Raw genomic sequence first — 18,260 nt, 5'->3', positions numbered from 1 at the left:
TGCAGTAATTTGTGCTGCGATCACTCCGTGTCGTCGAACAGCTCCGCGCGCGAGCGGGCGATTTCGGGCAAGGACGTCAGTATCTCTCTCAGATGCAGCCGGATCGCCTCCTCCGCGGCGGCCTTGTCGCCGGCAGCAATACCGTCGACTATTCTTTCATGCTGTTCGATCAATCGACCGATATGCAGGTCGTCGACGGAGAGAAAGCGTACGCGGTCCATCTGTGCCTTGACGCTTTCGATCACGCTCCAGGCATAGGCCTTGCCGGCGGCGGCGGCGAGCGTGTGATGGAAGAGTTCGTCGAGCCTCAGAAAGGCGGCGCGATCATCATGCGGGACCTTCCTCTGCTCGGCCAACTGCCGACGCAGCTCCGCTATCGTTTCCGGCGCATGGCCTTCGGCAACCAGGCGGACGATATCGGCCTCGATCGCCTCGCGCACGAAACGCACGTCCATGACCGAAGCCACGGAAATCTTGGTGACGAAGGTGCCTCGCTGCGGCAGCACCTGCACCAGCCCCTCCTCCGAGAGCTTGATGAAAGCTTCACGCACCGGCTGGCGGCTGACCGATAGAGACTTTGCGGCATCGGATTCCGACAGCCGTTCTCCCGGCAGAAGCTCGGCCTGAATGATCCGCTCGCGCAGGATGCGATAGACCTGCGGCCCTACGGATTCGCCTATCGCAACCACTTTGGCAGGTTTGGCGTTCGGCATGCAGCTGCTCTCCCTCCCGATATCGGTCTAATGTGGATTGTGTACTAACCTACTACCATACAAGTCAAGCATTTTTGCCGGATCTAAGCGCCGACCTTCGCCATGCGCCGATAAACATTGAACTTTTTATCAAGATCTTCGGCCAGCTCGACCCCATGACCGGGTCCTGGCGGAACGGTGATCATCCCGTTGGTCACCGTCGGCAACTGCGTCGTGAGATCGGCATACCAGGTGCGGTAATAGGCGCGCACGCTCTCCTGCACGAGCGCGTTCGGCGCGTTGAGCGACAGATGCGTTGACGCAGAAAGAACCACCGGTCCGGTGCAATCATGCGGCGCTACGGGCAGATGCCAGGCCTCGGCCATCGTTGCGATCTTCTTTGCCTCGGAGATGCCGCCGCACCAGGAGAGATCGAGCATCACGATGCCGGCGCTGTCGGTCTCCAGCAGATCGCGAAAAGCCCAGCGGGTGGCTAGCGTCTCGGAGGCACACAAAGGTGCAGAGCTCGCGGCCGCATAGCGTTTCAGACTGGATAGTGAATCCATCTTGATGGGGTCTTCATGCCAGAAGGTGCCGAAAGGTTCGAGCGCACGCGCGATCCGGATCGCCGGCGTGAGCTGCCACATCGAGTGGAACTCCACCATGATGTCCATCTTGTCGCCGACCCGCTTGCGGATCTTCTCGAAAGGTTCGAGCACTTTGCTTAGATCAGGCCCGGAAATATATTGGCCTCCGCTTGCCTCCGCCGCGATGTCGAACGGCCAGATCTTCATCGCCGAAATACCTTCGGAGAGCAGATCTTCAGCCAGTTCGTCGGCCCGTTCGAGAAAGCCATTCAGGTCATCATAATCGCGACGAGGACCGCCGAGCCCGTAATTGCCGGTCTGCTGGCCGCTTGCCTCACGCATATAGGTGTTGCCCGCGCAGGTATTGTAGGTCCGGATTTCGCGGCGCGAGAAACCGCCGAGCAATTGCGCGATCGGCAGGTTCGTGACCTTTCCGAACAGATCCCACAGACCGATATCGACAGCCGAATTGCCGCGCATTTCAACGCCGGTAGAGCGGAAGCCGAGGTAACCAGTCAGATCCTTTGAAATCTTGTCGATCTGAAGCGGATCCCGGCCAAGCAGCTTCGGCGCAACGACCTCATGGATATAGGCTTCCACCGTTTCGGCCATGAAGAAGGTCTCGCCAAGTCCGACGAAGCCCTCGTCGGTATGGATTTTCACCCAAAGGATATTCGGGAATTCCTTGACGCGAACGGTTTCGAATGCGGTGATCTTCATCAATAGACACCCGCCGCCAACAGGGCTTTCACGGTGAGATCGAAATGCTCGACCATCGCCGCCTCGCCCTTGGCCGGATCGCCGTTGGCGATTGCTTTGGCGATGGCGAAGTGACCGTCGATACTCTCCTGCCGCGTCTCGTTGCTGCCGCGGCTCGCCCAGCCGATCGGCCAGGTGTGGCGTGTCACGACATGGAAGGAGCCGACAATCAGCGAAAACATCGGGTTCTTCGAAGCGACACCGATCGCCTCGTGAAAGGCGATATCATGCTCCATGACTTTCTGCGGATCATTGAAATCGCGCTGCATTGCTTCAGCAAGCGCGTAGATTTCCGCGGCCTCGCGGTCAGTCCGGCGCAATGCGGCAAGCGCAACCGTCCGCCTCTCGATCGTTCGACGCACATCGAAGATCTGCTGGATCGTCGCCTGGTTCGTGTGAACCGCATGGTCGGTGATCATCGCCAGCACATCGGCCTTCGGCGCCGCCACCCGCGCCCGCCGCCCGTTGCCGATATCGATCAGCGTCAACGCAGCAAGCGAGCGATAGGCTTCGCGCACGATCGTCCGCGATGTGCCCGTCAGATCGGCAAAGGCACCTTCGCTCGGCAATTCATCGCCAACCTGCAGGCCATTGTCGCGGATATAGGCTTTGACCGACGTCATGACGCTGCCGAGCAATCCTTCGGCCCCGCCCTGCTGCACTCCGGCATCCCTCGTATCAGAAGAGAGTTCCATCAAGCTCTTCCCCAACCTGTATGATAGGTATAATTTAAGCTTGATTTAGATTGCCGATTACCTATTGTCAAGCTTCAGTTTCGTGGAGACCTTGGGGAGACACATGCAGGTCGGCATTTTCTTCGAAGCACAAGACGTCGTCGGCGAGAGCGTCATCTGGTCGAGCGAGGAGAACGCGCTCTACTGGGTCGATATTGGCGGCAAACGCATCCATCGGCTGGAAGTGAAGACGAGCCGGCATGAGACGTGGTCAACTCCAGATTTCCCGACGTCGATCGGGATGTGCCGGAACGGCGGCTTTATCGTCGGACTGGCTCGCGACGTCTGCCTCTGGCGACCCGGCGGGAGGTTCGAGACTTTCGCCAGGCCGGAACCGGATAAGCCCGGCAATCGGCTGAACGAGGGCCGCGTGGCACCTGACGGCTCCTTCTGGGTTTCCACAATGCAGAATAATCTCAATGCGGACGGCACGCCGAAAGAGATGATGGCAAATGCGGGCGCGATCTACCGCATCGATCCGTCGGGCACCGTCAAACAGCTTACGCCGAACGAATACGGCATCACCAACACCATGGGCTGGACCCGCAATGACCGCTTCCTGTTCGCCGATACACTTGCCAATGAAATCTACTCCTTCGCCTACGATCCAGAGGCAAAGACTATCTCCGACCGCCGCACTATCGTCAGCGGGTTCGAACGGGGGCTGCCGGACGGTTCCTGCCTCGATGCGGATGATCATCTTTGGAACTGCCGAGTGGTCGGTGGCTCCGCTGTCGCGCGTTTCAGCGCCGAAGGCGCGCTACTCGATCTCGTCGAACTGCCGGTTTCATGGCCGACCAGCTGCACATTCGGCGGTGCGGATCTTTCCACGCTCTTCGTCACCTCGGCGCGTTTCACGATGACGGCAGAACACCTTCGTGCTCATCCGCTCGAAGGCAGCCTTCTCGCGATCGAAACAGAGTTTCGCGGCGTAGACGAGCCGAAATTCGGATATTGACATACTGGTATGGTAGAATGTTAATAAGCCCTATTGCGTGGAGGAGTGCCGAAAATGGAATTCGACGGGAAGAGCATCATCGTCACCGGCGGTAGCTTGGGCATGGGACGCGCCTGTTCAGAACGTTTTGCGAATGCCGGCGCACACGTCCTGATCGTTTCCAACGACCCGCAATCGATCGAGAGAGCCGTGGAAGAGATCAGCGGCAAGACGAGCGGCTTTGTCGGCGATGTCCGCAACGCTGCCGACATGCAAGCTGCCGTCGAGCAGGCTGCAACGAGGCACGGTGGCATCGACATTCTCGTCTGCTGCGCCGGCATCCAGCGCTATGGCACGGTGGTCGACACGCCGGAGGACATCTGGGACGATGTGCTCGATATCAATCTGAAGGGCGTCTATCTCGCGTCGAAATATGCCATCCCCGAAATGAAGAAGCGCGGCGGCGGCGCGATCGTCGCCATTTCCTCCATACAGTCTTACGCATCGCAGACGAACGTCGCGGCCTACACCGCAAGCAAAGGCGGCATCAACGCGCTCGTGCGCGCCATGGCGCTCGACCATGCCGCCGACAACATCACGGTCAATGCCGTCTGCCCCGCTTCGATCGATACGCCGATGCTGCGCTGGGCCGCGGACCTTTACAAGGGTGACCTGACCCAGGAAGAGATGATCGCTCAATGGGGCAAGGCACATCCCATAGGCCGCGTCGGCAGGCAGGAAGAAGTGGCCGATCTGGTGGCATTTTTAGCCAGCGACAAGGCCCGCTTCATCACCGGCGCCGACTTGAAGATCGACGGCGGCACCATGGCCAAGCTCGGTATCGTTTTGCCCGAGTGACCGACGGCATTTAATCAACGGAGACTGGCATGAAGCGTCCCAAGATCATCGACATCCGCGCGACAACCGTGACCGTGCCGCTCGAAGCGCCGCTGCGGCACTCCAACGGCGCGCATTGGGGTCGCTTCGTGCGCACGATCATCGAGATCGAGACGGATGTCGGTATCGTCGGCCTCGGCGAAATGGGTGGAGGTGGCGAAAGTGCCGAAGCAGCGTTCCGTTCGCTTAAGGCTTATCTTGTCGGACACGACCCGTTCGAGCTCGAGCAACTGCGCTTCAAAATCTGCAATCCCACCGCCAGCCTCTACAACAACCGCACACAAATGCACGCGGCCATCGAATTTGCCTGCATCGACATTATCGGCAAGTTTCTCGGTGTGCCTGCCTATGACCTCCTTGGCGGAAAAATGCGCGATGAGGTCGGCTTTGCGAGCTATCTCTTCTTTCGCCTGCCTAACAAGGATACCGGCAAGGGCGAAATCCGAACCGCCGACCAGCTGATCGAGCAGGCGCTGGAACTCAAGCGCAGCCACGGCTTCAAGGCTCACAAATTGAAAAGCGGCGTCTTTGCGCCGGATTACGAGCTCGAAGTCTTCCGAGCGCTGGCAAAGGCGGTCGGTGCCGATTCCGTCCGCTATGATCCGAACGCCGCCTTCAGCGTCGAAGAGGCAATACGGTTTGCCAAGGGCATCGAGGACCTCAACAACGACTACTACGAGGACCCGACCTGGGGTCTCAACGGCATGCGCCGCGTGCGGGAAAACACGCACATGCCGCTCGCCACGAACACCATCGTCATCAACTTCGAGCAGCTTGCGACCAACGTCCTGAACCCGGCCGTCGACGTGATCCTGCTAGACACCACCTTCTGGGGCGGTATCCGGCCCTGCATCAAGGCGGCAGGCGTGTGCGAGACATTCCAGTTGGGGGTAGCCGTCCACTCCTCCGGAGAGCTTGGCATTCAGCTCGCAACCATGTTGCATCTCGGCGCCGTGCTACCGAACCTCGTCTATACTGCAGACGCGCATTATCACCAGCTGACCGACGACATCATCGTCGGAGGTCCGATGAAATATACTGACGGCGCGATCAAAGTGCCCACCGGCCCAGGCCTCGGCGTGGAAATAGACCGCGAGAAATTGGGCAAATATTCGGATCTCTATAAATCGCTGGGCGGCTATCTCTACGATCGCGATCCGGCCCGGCCCGGCTGGTTCTCCACCGTGCCGAATACGCGCTGGGCGGATCCGACCGACGACCGGATCGTGGATTATTGAGTTCGAGCGAGTCGCGTAAAAACCTCCTTAGCCGGGGCTTTTTAAGAACAGCTACATCGCACGTGGTTTCTCAAAGAATGCGGGCTAGCGCTTGCGCCCGATCGCCCTCCTGAATGGTCCCGCAACCCAGAGCGGCGTATTTCATGAAGAGACGAGCAAAGTCCGCCTCCAGCCTGAGACCGCTGTTCTTAAGGAGCATCGACTCCGGCGGAAGAGCTGGCTCTTCTTGTAGCAGAGCGAGTAGGCTGCATCCGCCTGGCCGGTGTCGAAGGAGTTTAGCGCCCTCTTCACGACCATCGGCACGCCCTTGAATACAATCTTGTAAGCGACGAATGGCTTGGCAACCACGGCAAGACGTTGCTGGTTGCCGCGGACCTTGCCTCCCATTAGGAGATCACCGAACACTTACTGTGCGGATGCTACAACTGCGGAATCCGGCAGAGGTCGTTTTCAAAGATAGGTGGAAAGTTCGGAGCCGGATGCGGATCCGAGTTTTCAGCATCCTAAGCCACCGCCTGAGCACCGGTAACCTCGACCAGGGACCCACACATGAAGGCAGCTTCGTCCGACGCCAGGAAGGCAACAAGCGCGGCAACCTCCTCGGGCTTGCCGATGCGCCCGAATGGCACGAGCCTATCCAGATCAGCGATCGTCCGACCGGAGCGTTTGACCCCCGCTTCCAGCATTGGCGTGTGGATCTCGCCCGGGCAGACTGCATTGACCCTAATCTTGTCGGGTGCGTAGTCACGAGCCAAATTCTGGGTAAATGCCGCAACGGCTGCCTTGGTAGTGTTATAGGCAATATGATTGGGCGCGGGATAGAGCCCCCATTGCGAAGCCGTATTCACGATCGCGCCGCCGCCAGCCACAATCATGTGCGGAAGAACTGCTCGGCACAGATGGAACATAGAATCGAGATTGACGGTGAAGCTGATGTCCCAGTCCTCATCAGACAGCGACAGCAGATTGCCGCGGCGATTGATGCCTGCGTTGTTTACGAGGATATTTACGCGATTATGCAAGCCGAATGCCTGCTCCACGAGGCTGAAGCATGCGTCTTTCCTCGAAAGATCTGCTGAGATTACAGTCGCATTGCCGCCCTCAGACCGGATGTCGCTGGCGACCTGCGTGGCGGCCTCGACGTTCACGTCCGTCACGATGACAAATGCCCCTTCGCTCGACAGGCGCCTGGCGATCGCCGAGCCGATCCCGCCTCCCGCTCCCGTGACGATCGCAACCTTTCCCTCAAAACGCTTCATGAGAACCACCTCCTTATTACCGAATATAGCTTCCGCCGTTGACATCGAGAGTAGCTCCATTCAGCGACGCCTGGCTGGGCCGCAGAACGAATGCGACAAGTTCGGCCACCTCGGACGGCGCGGCCATTTCGCCGATCGGAATGTCCGCGACGGCTGCTGCTTTTCCATGCGCGGCGATAAAATCCTCCGCCATGTCCGTGCGCACCCAGCCGGGAGCGATCGCAACTGCAGTCACACCTTCGCCACCGAAGCTGCGGGCGATCGACTTCGTCAGATTGACGAGTGCCGCCTTGGTCGCCCCATAGGGCATGGCGTCGGCCGCGTAACCGCGCTGCCCGGCCCGACTGGCGATGTTGACGATACGGCCGCCGCCATTTGCCTTGAAATGGAGGATCGCATCCCTGGAAAGGTCGGCAGCGGCAAAGAAGTTGATCTGAAACTCCTTCTGCCACGCCGCTCTCCAGTCAGCGGCAGAGAGTTCGATGGGCACTTCCGTCCGGATTCCAGCATTGTTGACGAGCCCGTTGACGCGTCCAGCGACTTCGACTGTCCGTCGCCATAGCTCGAACGGCCCTTCCGGCGTGGAGAGGTCGGCCTGGATGATCCAGCCGTGACCGCCGATGCGCGCCAGCAAGGCTTTCGCGCCGGCCTTGTCCCGGCTGAAGTGAATGATCGGCCTTGCGCCTTCGGCAGCAAGCCGCTCGACAATCGCGGCGCCTATTCCGCCGGATGCCCCAGTGACCAATATGGTCTGTCCTTGAAGCCATCTGTCCATGATTGCCCTCACCTCAACAGGTCGACTTGCGGTCCCCATGTATCGGAGAGCGCGAAGCCGGCCACAAATGGATCGTCTTCCGAAAGGCGCAGTTGCGAGCGGCCGTAAACATAGCCGCGTCCCGTGATGCGAGGAAGGATCGCCTTACGGCCACCGACTTCCGTTTCGCCGATGACTTCGGCCTTGAATTCCCCACCAATAATGGAACGCGATGTGCGGATGTCCCCGACAGAGACGACGCCTCGTGCGTAAAGGGCCGCAAGATTGGCGGAACTGCCGGTTCCGCATGGCGAGCGATCGACACGGCCCGGCCGTAGCGTCGTGCAGGTTCGAATGGCCCCGTCCGGTTCCATTTCACGGAACATGACATAGGCAATCTCGGCGAGGCCCGGCAACGTCGGATGAGCGACCTTGACGAGCTCCCCCACCAGACGCTTCAATTCGATGCCAGCCTCGGCAAGCGCGCGGGCGTTTCTCGGTTCGATCTTAAGTCCGATCTGGTTCGCATCGACCAGTGCGTAGTAGACGCCGCCAAAGGCGACATCGATCTTGATCCGTCCCCAGGCGGGCGTATTGATGTCGTGGTCAAGCAATTCCGCGAAGCTCGGCACATTGTCGAGGCTCACGCCGACACAGCGGCCGCTCTCGCACCGTGCACGGGCGACGATCAGACCGGCCGGGGTGTCCAGTCGAACGGTGGTCTCCGGCTCGGTCATCGGTACATGGCCACTTTCCAGAAGAGCCGTGACCACACAGATGCAGTTGCTGCCCGACATCGGATGTGCCCGGTCGGCCTGCAGAACGATGAATCCGGCATCCGCATCATCGCGCGTCGGAGCGACGAGCAGATTGACGGACATGGCGACATTGGCGCGTGGCTCGAAAGTGACGAAACGACGGAGACTGTCGTCAACATTGTTGATGTGGTTCATCTTGTCGAGCATGGTCGCACCGGGCACCTCAGGCGCACCATCGACGAGGACGTGGCCGAGCTCGCCCTGACAATGAACAAGCAGCAGTTCGAGAGATCTGTCAAAACGCATCCGATCGACCCCTTACTTGATGTACCAGCCCCAGGGCTTATCGGAGACATATTTGGTGATCTGCTTGGTCTCGAGATAATTTTCGAGACCCCAGCGGCCGAGCTCGCGACCAATCCCGGATTCCTTGTATCCGCCCCATGGCGCCTCGGTGAATGTCGGCTGAGAGCAGTTGATCCAGACGATACCTGCCCGGAAGGCCGCTGCGACGCGCTCTGCTCGGGAATCGTCCTTCGACATGACGGCGGCGGCAAGGCCGAAACGGGAGTCGTTGGCAAGCTCGATCGCTTCCGCCTCACTCTCGAAGGGCCGGATACAGACGACAGGACCGAAGATCTCCTCAACCCAGGCTTCGCTATCGAGCGGAACATCCGTAAGCACAGTCGGACGCAAATAATAGCCTTTGTCGAACCCTTCCGGCCGCGTTCCGCCGCATGCAATCGTCGCTCCGGCCTTCCGTGCGCCCTCGATCGCAGCGACGACCTGCTCGTACTGGCGCTTCGACACCAAAGGGCCGAGAAGGACACCGTCGTCCAGACCGTTGCCGATCCTGATCTTGCCCGTCTCCTCGACGAGGCGCGCTAACAGGCGCTCATAAATGTCCTGATGAACGAGCACGCGCGAAGTCGCCGAGCAGACCTGGCCCTGGTTCCAGAAGATGCCGAACATGATCCATTCGACGGCCGCGTCGATATCGGCATCTTCGAACACGACGAATGGCGACTTGCCGCCAAGCTCGAGACTGACGCGCTTGATGTCGCGGGCGGCGGCCGCCATGATCTTCGATCCCACCGGGCCGGAGCCTGTGAAGGCCAGCTTGTCGACGCCCTTATGGTCGATGATTGCCTGTCCGGCGATCGAACCCGAACCCGTGAGGATGTTGAGGACACCAGGCGGAAGTCCAGCTTCATCCGCGATTGCGGCGAGCTCCAACGCGGTGAGCGACGTCAGCTCGGCGGGCTTGAGGACGATCGTGCAGCCTGCGGCCAGAGCGGGAGCAACCTTCCAGGCGGCCATGAGCAGGGGATAGTTCCAGGGAATGATCGCACCGGCGACGCCGATGGGCTCCTTGACTGCTTTGGAAACGAAGCGGTCGTCGGCAAGAGAGATGACCTCCTCGGGATTATTATCGAGCTGCTCGGCGAGGCCTGCATAGAAATCGAAGCAACCGGCAGCATCGGCAATGTCCCAATCGGCCTCCGGCAACGGCTTGCCGTTGTCGATGACCTCCAGTCGAGCGATCTCCGCCTGACGGGCGCGAATACCGTCAGCAATCGCACGCAGGTATTTCGCGCGCTGTCCGCCGGAAAGCTTCGGCCAGCCGTCTTGGTCGAAGGCGCGCCTGGCCGCCCTGACCGCGATGTCGACATCCTCAGCCGTTGCCGCGGCGATCGTCTGTATAACCTCTTCCGTCGCCGGATTGATCACCTCACAGACGCCACCCTTGAGAGACTTGACCCACTTGCCGTCTATGTAGAGTTCGCTTCGCATCTTCAATTCCTTGCTGCCACAGGTCGCCTCGGTTCTAGAACCGGTCGACGCGATAAGGTTTCATGTCCACGGGTGGTTTGAGGCCCGTAATGATATCTCCCATCAGCCGGGCGGTCGTTGCCGCGTAGGTCAGGCCCAAATGGCCGTGACCGGTCGCGTACCAGACGTTTCTTCGCTTGGCTGACGGCCCCATTACGGGAACCGTGTCGGGAAGCGCCGGGCGGTGTCCCATCCACTCTGTTGCCTGACGCACTTGCAGATCGGGCAACGCTTCCTTCGCTCGCTTCACCAGCACTTTTGCCCGACGGTAGTCGGGCGGCGCATCAAGGCCGGCCATCTCGACCGTCCCGCCGACCCTGATGCCACCGGCTGTCGGCGTGACCATAAAGGCGCGTGCAGGCCATATGATCGAATGACGCATCGAAACACCGGGATCCATGATTTGGGTGTGGTAACCGCGCTCGGTTTCAAGCGGGATATGCTCCCTCAGCATGATCGAGAGCCTTGCCGTAAAGGCTCCCGCGGCGAGAACAAACCTGTCTGCGGCGAACACTCGGCCATCGTTCAGCCGAAGGGCAGATATGCGGTCTTCGCGATGTTCGAAGCCAATTACTGCCCCTTGCTCGATGACGCCCCCCAAAGCCTTGAACCTGTCGGCAATAGCAAGCACGAACTTATAGGGGTCCGCGATCGAACGATTGTCTGGGAACAGGACAGCTTTGCCGATCTTCGTCGTCAGTGCCGGTTCAAGATCGCGGATCGCGTTGTCGCCAAGGATTTCGTGTCGGAAGCCAAAGCGTTCCAGAATTTCGATATGCTCGCGATCGGCCCGAAACTCCGCCTCGTCTGCATAGAGGCTGAGACACCCTTCGGTACTCAGCATGTGCTGAAGGCCGGTCGTCCTGAGGAACGCCTCCAGATCCTCGTGAACGCGCGCGCACAGCGTCGCACCGGCTTCCTCGAGCTCTCTCAACTTCGATGGGCGACTTGCGGCCATGAAACGCAGAAACCAGGGGATCAGCCGCGGCACATAGGCGGGCCGGATGCGAACAGGTCCTTCGGGATCAAGAAGCCATTTGGGCATCTGCGCCCAGATACCGGGACGCGAGGCGGGCATGAATTCCGTCACAGCGATGCTGGCCATATTCCCATAGGAAGCACCCTGCCCCGGCGCACTCTTATCGATGAGCATGACGGTTTGGCCGCGGCGCTGCAACTCATAAGCAAGGCTGGTTCCGATTATGCCGGCGCCGACAACGATGATTGAAGCCACTTCACTTCCTCAGAAAATGTGCATCGAGGCACCACCGCACCTCGATACCAATTTGGTTACCAATTCAGGATGGGTTGCATCGCGACCTTGAATTCAGCTTTTTCATCAGCCGTCAGTTCGCCCAGCGGCGCGCGGCAGTTGCCGACCGGCAGGCCTTGTAGCTCGCAGCCATACTTGACCTTCTGCACGAACTTGCCGCTCTCGAGAATGTTCATCGCGCGATAAAGCACGATCATCTTCTCTCGTGCGCTTGCAAGATCACCGGAGCGGAAGGTTCGATCAAGATCGACGCATGCCTTTGCCATGCAGTTGGCCGGCCCGCAGATCCAGGCGTCAGCACCCCAGAACATGAAGTCGAGAGCGATGTCGTCCGACCCGGAGATCAAGTCGATGCGGCCCTTGTAGCGTGAGTGGATATCGATCGCACGCTGGAGGGAGCCGGAGCTTTCCTTGATGCCCAAAACACGAGGGTCGTCAGCAAGCGCGTCGAGGATGCCGAAACCGATCTCGACGCCGTCCTTATAGGGATAGCTGTAGAGTACGAGGTTGATATTGGTGGCATCGAGCACGTTGCGAAAATGCGCAAGCAGTTCGTCCTGCGTCGGGCGCGTGTAGAAGGGCGTCGCCAGCAGAACGGTATCGTAGCCGATCTCCTTCGCCCGTAGCGTATTCTCGATGACCTCCCGGCTTGCAGGCGCATTCGTGCCGGCAATCAGCGCTTCGCCTTCTCTTGCGAAATCCCTGACGAACCTCAACACGTCGTCGCGCTCGGCGTTCGACATTGCCGAGTATTCACCCGTCGAGCCCATGGGCACCCATCCGGTCACGCCGGCAGCGCGCAACGCGATGAGATGCTTTTCGAAGGCCTTGAAATCGACCCTGCCGTTCGCATCAAAGGGGGTGATGAGCGCGGGCATGACGCCGGACAGTTTCATGGAAGTCTCCTGTATGTGAGGCAATTGCGTTTAGATGGCGAGTTTCTTGAGTATGCGCACCTCGACGAGCGAGACGGCTCGCGTCAGCGGAAATGCGATGACGAAATAGATCAGCGCGACGACGGTCAGCACCTCAACGGGACGCGCGGTATTGTTCGAGATGTTCTGACCAACGAACATCAGATCGGCCATGCCGACGGCCGAAACCAGGGCGCTTTCCTTGAACAGGCTAACGCAGTTCGACAGCAATGTCGGGATCGCGCGCAGCACGGCCTGCGGAAGCACGACATTGACAATCTGAACGCTTCGCGGAAGCCCGAGCGCAACGCAGGCATCCAGTTGCTCCGATCCAATCGACTTCAGGCTCGCCCGGAACGTTTCGCTGGTGATCGCCCCCATATAAAGGGTCAGGGCAATAACGCCTGATGCGAGGTTCGACAGCTCGACACCGAGCAGCAGAGGCAGGCAGAAAAAGATCCAGAAGAGCTGGATGAGCACCGGCGTTCCGCGAAAGAATTCGACATAGACGCCGGAGATGGCCCGCATCGCGACATTGCGGGAGGTTCTGGCAAGACCCACCATAAAGCCGAGAGAGCATCCGAGCAGGACGCACATGACAGTCAATTTGACGGTCATCCAGAGACCGAGCAAAAGCGCATGCTCGAAACGGAGAAGGATCGAGAAATCGAGGGCCATCGTGGCCTCCTAGCTGACGAGAAGCTGCCGGCGGCGTTCAAGGAAGCCGACGATCTGCGTGATCGGAAAGGATACGGCGAAATAGATCAGCGCCACGACCGTGAATGTCTCGATCGGTCGGTACGTTTCGGTCGCGAGCGTCTTTCCCTGGTACATGAGGTCCTGGATTGCGACGATCGCTACCAGCGCACTCTGCTGGAAGATAACGATGCCGTTCGTTAGCAGGACGGGGATCGAGGCACGGAATGCAGTTGGAAAGACGATGTAGAGTACGCGTTGCAACGGCGACAGGCCGAGCGCGATGCCAGCATCGAGCTGCTCGCGCGGAACCGCCTGGATCGCTGCTCGATAGGCCTCGGCGTTGAAGGCCATGAGGTTCAGCCCGAGCGCCAGCACACCCATGGTGATCGGGTCCAGGAAGACATCGAAGATCATCGGAACGCAGTAGAATATCCAGACGATCTGAACGATGGCCGGCGTGCAGCGAAAAAATTCGACAAACAGCATAAACGGCAAGCGAACTGGCCTGTACGGACTCATGATCAGAAGAGCCAGGCCAAAGCCCATAACGATGCCGATGACATTAGCCGCCGCCGTCAGCTCCAGAGAAACCCACAACCCCTGCAGCAGCGGCGCGATCGATACAGCGTTGAAGTCGAACGTGTAATTCACGCAACCGCCCCCTGCTGCTTGATGTGGAAGACGCGATCGATGAATTCCTTGGTGCGTTCTTCCCTGGGGGAGCCGAGCACCTGCTCGGGAGGACCGTCCTCGACGACGACGCCACCCGCACAGAAAATCACGCGCGAGGCAATATTCTTCGCAAACCACATGTCGTGCGTCACGATCATCATCGGCATGTTCTGTGATGCCAGCTGAAGGATCACCTGCTCGACCTCGCTGACAAGCTCGGGATCCAGTGCCGACGTGACCTCGTCGAAAAGCATCAGCTTGGGGTCCAGCATCAAGGCGCGGGCGATGGCGACGCGCTGCTTCTGACCGCCGGAGAGCTGGGCCGGATAGGCTTTGGCCTTTGCTCCCAAACCAAACCGCTCGAGGAGAGCCTGGGCGCGGTTCACCGCATGCGCCTTGGCTTCCCCACGCACCTTGCATGGCGCAAGAACGAGGTTTTGCATCACATTCAGATGCGGAAAGAGCGTGTAGTGCTGAAAGACCATGCCGATCGACCGGCGGACTTCCGTATCGATGAGGGTTTTTTTGCCGAGGCTTTCGGACGAAATATAGGCTTTCCCATCAAAGCTGATCGACCCGCTGTCAACCTGCTCGAGACCCATCATCACCCTGAGCAGCGTGCTCTTGCCACCGCCGCTCGGGCCGATGACCACGACGCGTTCGCCGGGCTTCATTTCGATGTCGATGCCTTTCAGCACCTGGATGGCTCCATTGCCATAGCTCTTGTGGAGCGCCTGCATTTTGACGAGGGGAAGGCTGAAGGACATGGTCATGGCCGATCTCGGTTTGTCTGAACAGCGAGAGAGTGCGTCGGCGGAAAAGCGCCGACGCCGGGCGGGACTTATTTTGCTCCCTTGAGAACTTCGCCGACGGCCTTGCGGATAAGTTCTTCGACATGACCGGTGGCAACCTTCTCCTCGAGAAAGATGTTAGCGACTTCGACATCCGAGGCCGACATGTTGTGCGGCAGTCCGAAGGAGACGCCTTGCTTGGCAAGCGCAGGCTTCGGGTTCAGGGCCACCGCCCAATCGGGATTTGCCTGGGTGAGAAGCTGGTTGGTATCGGATGCGTCGACCAGAATGTCGGCTCGCTTCGAGGTAAGGGCCAGCCGCGTCTCGTCATTGCCCGGAAGGCGCATGATGGTTGCGCTCTTCACGGCTGCAGAGATCGCCTTGTCCTGAGCCGTGCCGGACATGACTGCGATCGTGACGCCAGCCTTATCGATGTCGGAGACGGAGACTGCAGTCGCCGGGATCTTCGGATTGTTCTTATTGTAGGCGAGCGAGATCTGATACTCCATCGCCGGGATCGAGAATTGGACCGCCATGGCGCGGGCCGCCGTCCGGTTCAGCGCCAGTGACACATCCCATTTTCCGGCTTGAAGACCGGCAACGATATTGTCCCAGGTCGTGTCGACGAATTGCGGCTTCACCTTGAGAACGTCGGCGAACTCCTTGCAGAGATCGGCAAAGAAACCCGAGTATTCGCCGGTTGCCGGGTCGCGCATAACGTAGGGCGGAGCGACCGCCGCGCCGCATCTCAGTACACCGGCCTTCTGCACGCCTTGCCAATAGCCATCAGCGGTCTGGGCATAGGTGCTGGTTGCGGAAACGCTTGCCATAAGGGCGAGCGCAGGCAACGCCCGCAAGGCGGACGTGATCAACTTCGAAAGCATCGGCATTCCTCTTTTGCTGTGCGCGAAGCGCGGTTCCACTCGTCGGCTTTGGCCGTTTCTTTTCGATTTTTCTGTCGGCTACGTGTCGACTAGCAAATTTATGTCAACAGCGTGTCGACAAAGTCAAGCGAAAAAATTACATTGCCGATGCACTGTTTTTCTGGCCCAATGTCATATGTGCGAATGAAAGGGACTTAAGTGTCTGACGAGACTGAAGTGAAACGGGTCCGGGGAACCGGCTGGAAAAGCGTCTATGAAACGCTGCGGAACGAGATCCTGGCTCTCACTCTGCCGCCGGGGCAGCTTCTCGATGAAACAACCCTGGCCGAGCGCTTCGACATGTCGCGATCGCCGGTGCGCGAAGCCTTGATCCGCCTGGGCGCGGACGAACTCGTCGTCACATTGTCCAACCGCAGCACGATCGTCGCACCCATCGAAGTGGGAAGCTTTCCGAAGTATGTGGAGGCGCTCGACATCGCGCAGCGGATGAACACTCGCCTGGCGGCAGCGCTTCGAACCGATACCGACCTCAAATTAATTGCCAAACGGGAAAAGGCATTCGCGACCGCCGTGAAAGTCGGAAATCATCTGGCGATGTCGGAGGCGAACAAGGAATTCCACATGGCGATCGCCTATGCCGGAAAGAACCACTATCTCGCATCTTTCTATGAGAAGCTCCTGTCGCAGGGCCAGCGCATGCTGCACCTGCATTTCGAATATCTGGAACGCACCCACGAGGGATATCTCCTCACGGACGAGCATAGCCTGATGCTGGAGGCAATTCGGGATAAGAATGTCGACTTGGCAGATGAGCTCGCCCATGCTCACACGCGCCAGTTCCAGGATAACTTCATCAATTTCATGCGCGAGAACTATACAACCGATGTCCCGCTCGGACCCGCACGAGCCGCAGAGTAGATGGCAGATATGAAGACTATCGGCTTTGTCGGAACCGGTGCGATCACCGAAGCCATGGTGCAAGGCCTCCTTGCCGAACCAGCGCATATATCTGAGGTTTATGTCTCGCCTCGCAACGCGGACATCGCAGCAAGACTTGCCGCCAAATTCGACAGGGTAACTGTGGCGGCGGACAACCAGACGGTGGTCGATCGCAGCGACATTGCGGTCCTGGCCATACGTCCGCAGATCGCCGAAGAGGTCATACGCGGGCTTCGTTTCAGGAATGAACAGAGCGTCGTCAGCGTCGTCGCAACGATGGAGCGCCAAAACTTGCTCGACTGGATCCGGGCCGAGATAGACCTCGTGCAGGCAATCCCCTTGCCTTTCGTCGCAGATCGCCGGGGCGTGACCGCCATCTACCCTCCCAATCCTGAAATAGCTGCCCTCTTCGATGCGCTTGGCACGGCTGTTCAATGCGAATCCCGAAAGGAATATGATCTTCTTGCTGCTGCCAGCGCCATGATGTCGACCTTCTTCGGGGTCATGGAGTTCACGACCGACTGGCTGGAAAACAACGGGCTCGATCGATCAAAGGGGCAAGCTTATATTGCGCCGCTGTTTGAAAGCCTCGCACGGCGGGCCAATGAAGGACACGTCCATTCGTTTCATACGCTCAGCGAAGAATTCGCAACGAAGGGCGGGCTGAATGCGCAGGTCCTGTCGGATTTTGAGACGAAGGGTGGGCGCGCCACGCTGGTGTCGGCATTGGATCGGGTCCTAGCTCGCATCGAAGGATGCAGTACCGATATCTGAGAGCATGGCTCGTTAAAAACGGGCTTAACTTCAGACCCGCCATGTTATTGCCCCACGAAATTTCCGGTGGGCCGCAAATGTTGGTCTTGATGGGATTTGAACCGCCGGCATGTGCGGGAAATTGGACAGGCATCTGATTTCACTCAGACTGTGTGGCCTGTTAGACTATTATGGGGCCTATTTTCGCTTAAAATCCTTTCAGTAGAACCCGAATTTTTTCGGAGTCTCCTTTATCCGACCGAAGCCGCCCAAGAGGGCACCGTGCACGACCGCGGCGAACTTTTTCAGCATCATCTCTAAACCCTTCGCGAGTGCTTCACGCCACGCGTCACCTCTTCCCCACGCCTCCGACCATGCTAAAGCCAGATCGTCAGATCTTCGTGTCTCTGCCATCGCATGGCGATCCTCTCCGACGATGCCGGCCGGTGGCGTCGCTTTAAGAATGCTGACAACGGTTTGATCATTTTCGCGCGATGCAGGATCGACACGTCACCTTGGCGTGTCGACGGAATGAGATTTCCTCTACATATCGAGATGGTGACCACCTCACCGTTGCTATCGAAAGGGCCAAAACTTCGCCAACTTCCGTACCTCAGCGACTGACACATTCTCATGTCTATTTCGAAGCTATCAGCATCCATCATCGGAGGACCATTTCCTGGCGGAATCAACACGTCAGGGTTGGAACAAACCACTCGAACCGGAATGCTCTGTGGGCATCGCTCAGTGAAAGATGACGATGGAATGAACAATCGGGATTGCCGGGAAAAGCAAGTTCGACCTGCCGACTCGCGTTGAGCAAATCCAAGGAGGGGGTCAAGGCTGAAGCGTTGGTATGGAATATACCTCTAAACCCAAGCCAATGA

Annotated in this window: 20 protein-coding genes; 5 read left to right on the top strand and 15 right to left on the bottom strand. The window is 59.0% G+C overall.

Annotated elements, in window-relative coordinates:
* Positions 1-20 precede the first annotated feature (20 nt).
* The 3 genes from QD409_RS13355 to QD409_RS13345 all read right to left on the bottom strand — a co-directional run bounded on the left by QD409_RS13355 (position 21) and on the right by QD409_RS13345 (position 2,733).
* Positions 21-713: a GntR family transcriptional regulator gene (locus tag QD409_RS13355; RefSeq protein WP_092852093.1), complete on the bottom strand. Its 693-nt coding sequence runs from the start codon at positions 711-713 to the stop codon at positions 21-23.
* 83 nt (positions 714-796) lie between these two features.
* Positions 797-1,999 (bottom strand): mandelate racemase/muconate lactonizing enzyme family protein, encoded by a 1,203-nt coding sequence (locus QD409_RS13350; RefSeq protein WP_092852091.1) that lies wholly within the window; start codon positions 1,997-1,999, stop codon positions 797-799.
* Entirely contained in the window at positions 1,999-2,733 is a 735-nt protein-coding gene (locus QD409_RS13345) for a FadR/GntR family transcriptional regulator (protein ID WP_167668017.1), read from the bottom strand. Before QD409_RS13345 ends, QD409_RS13350 begins: the two co-directional genes overlap by 1 nt.
* 103 nt (positions 2,734-2,836) lie before the next feature.
* Between QD409_RS13345 and QD409_RS13340 the strand changes: the two genes are divergently transcribed.
* From QD409_RS13340 to QD409_RS13330, 3 genes are read left to right on the top strand one after another with little or no spacing between them, the layout of a single operon-like run.
* Positions 2,837-3,730, top strand: coding sequence for an SMP-30/gluconolactonase/LRE family protein (locus QD409_RS13340; protein WP_092852089.1), 894 nt, complete (start codon positions 2,837-2,839; stop codon positions 3,728-3,730).
* A 54-nt stretch (positions 3,731-3,784) separates the two neighbouring features.
* The gene (locus tag QD409_RS13335; protein ID WP_092852087.1) at positions 3,785-4,567 is read left to right on the top strand and encodes an SDR family NAD(P)-dependent oxidoreductase; all 783 of its coding nucleotides are present in this window, start codon (positions 3,785-3,787) and stop codon (positions 4,565-4,567) included.
* A gap of 29 nt (positions 4,568-4,596) precedes the next feature.
* On the top strand, positions 4,597-5,844 hold the full coding sequence (locus QD409_RS13330) for an enolase C-terminal domain-like protein (RefSeq protein ID WP_092852085.1): 1,248 nt from the start codon (positions 4,597-4,599) through the stop codon (positions 5,842-5,844).
* A 141-nt stretch (positions 5,845-5,985) separates the two neighbouring features.
* Here QD409_RS13330 and QD409_RS13325 read toward each other — a convergent pair whose 3' ends face one another.
* The 11 genes from QD409_RS13325 to QD409_RS13275 form a co-directional block, all read right to left on the bottom strand.
* Entirely contained in the window at positions 5,986-6,231 is a 246-nt protein-coding gene (locus QD409_RS13325) for a hypothetical protein (RefSeq protein WP_092852083.1), read from the bottom strand.
* Between the two features lie 116 nt (positions 6,232-6,347).
* A complete protein-coding gene (locus QD409_RS13320; protein ID WP_092852081.1) occupies positions 6,348-7,103 on the bottom strand; it encodes an SDR family NAD(P)-dependent oxidoreductase in 756 nt (251 codons plus the stop codon).
* A gap of 16 nt (positions 7,104-7,119) precedes the next feature.
* Entirely contained in the window at positions 7,120-7,878 is a 759-nt protein-coding gene (locus QD409_RS13315) for an SDR family NAD(P)-dependent oxidoreductase (RefSeq protein ID WP_092852079.1), read from the bottom strand.
* Between the two features lie 8 nt (positions 7,879-7,886).
* Entirely contained in the window at positions 7,887-8,921 is a 1,035-nt protein-coding gene (locus QD409_RS13310) for a proline racemase family protein (RefSeq protein ID WP_092852077.1), read from the bottom strand.
* Between the two features lie 12 nt (positions 8,922-8,933).
* The gene (locus QD409_RS13305; RefSeq protein WP_092852076.1) at positions 8,934-10,409 is read right to left on the bottom strand and encodes an aldehyde dehydrogenase family protein; all 1,476 of its coding nucleotides are present in this window, start codon (positions 10,407-10,409) and stop codon (positions 8,934-8,936) included.
* A gap of 34 nt (positions 10,410-10,443) precedes the next feature.
* Complete coding sequence (locus tag QD409_RS13300; RefSeq protein ID WP_430762904.1) at positions 10,444-11,682, bottom strand: NAD(P)/FAD-dependent oxidoreductase; 1,239 nt, start codon at positions 11,680-11,682, stop codon at positions 10,444-10,446.
* 56 nt (positions 11,683-11,738) lie between these two features.
* A complete protein-coding gene (locus QD409_RS13295; protein WP_092852073.1) occupies positions 11,739-12,617 on the bottom strand; it encodes a dihydrodipicolinate synthase family protein in 879 nt (292 codons plus the stop codon).
* Between the two features lie 30 nt (positions 12,618-12,647).
* Positions 12,648-13,313: an amino acid ABC transporter permease gene (locus QD409_RS13290; protein WP_092852071.1), complete on the bottom strand. Its 666-nt coding sequence runs from the start codon at positions 13,311-13,313 to the stop codon at positions 12,648-12,650.
* 9 nt (positions 13,314-13,322) lie between these two features.
* Complete coding sequence (locus QD409_RS13285) at positions 13,323-13,985, bottom strand: amino acid ABC transporter permease (protein WP_092852069.1); 663 nt, start codon at positions 13,983-13,985, stop codon at positions 13,323-13,325.
* Positions 13,982-14,779, bottom strand: a complete 798-nt coding sequence (locus QD409_RS13280; protein ID WP_092852067.1) for an amino acid ABC transporter ATP-binding protein — start codon at positions 14,777-14,779, stop codon at positions 13,982-13,984. The genes QD409_RS13285 and QD409_RS13280 overlap by 4 nt, the downstream gene beginning before the upstream one ends.
* A gap of 68 nt (positions 14,780-14,847) precedes the next feature.
* A complete protein-coding gene (locus QD409_RS13275) occupies positions 14,848-15,681 on the bottom strand; it encodes a substrate-binding periplasmic protein (RefSeq protein ID WP_092852065.1) in 834 nt (277 codons plus the stop codon).
* 198 nt (positions 15,682-15,879) lie between these two features.
* Between QD409_RS13275 and QD409_RS13270 the strand changes: the two genes are divergently transcribed.
* Both QD409_RS13270 and QD409_RS13265 read left to right on the top strand, forming a co-directional pair.
* Positions 15,880-16,599, top strand: a complete 720-nt coding sequence (locus tag QD409_RS13270) for a GntR family transcriptional regulator (protein WP_004119315.1) — start codon at positions 15,880-15,882, stop codon at positions 16,597-16,599.
* The gene (locus QD409_RS13265) at positions 16,600-17,394 is read left to right on the top strand and encodes a pyrroline-5-carboxylate reductase (protein WP_425348545.1); all 795 of its coding nucleotides are present in this window, start codon (positions 16,600-16,602) and stop codon (positions 17,392-17,394) included.
* A 198-nt stretch (positions 17,395-17,592) separates the two neighbouring features.
* Here QD409_RS13265 and QD409_RS13260 read toward each other — a convergent pair whose 3' ends face one another.
* Positions 17,593-17,787 (bottom strand): hypothetical protein, encoded by a 195-nt coding sequence (locus QD409_RS13260; RefSeq protein ID WP_092852063.1) that lies wholly within the window; start codon positions 17,785-17,787, stop codon positions 17,593-17,595.
* Positions 17,788-18,260: the final 473 nt, after the last annotated feature.

This window comes from Rhizobium sp. BR 315 (assembly GCF_050577975.1).
In the GTDB taxonomy this organism is placed as follows: Bacteria; Pseudomonadota; Alphaproteobacteria; order Rhizobiales; family Rhizobiaceae; genus Rhizobium; species Rhizobium miluonense.
This window is presented reverse-complemented; position numbering and strand designations above follow the sequence as displayed.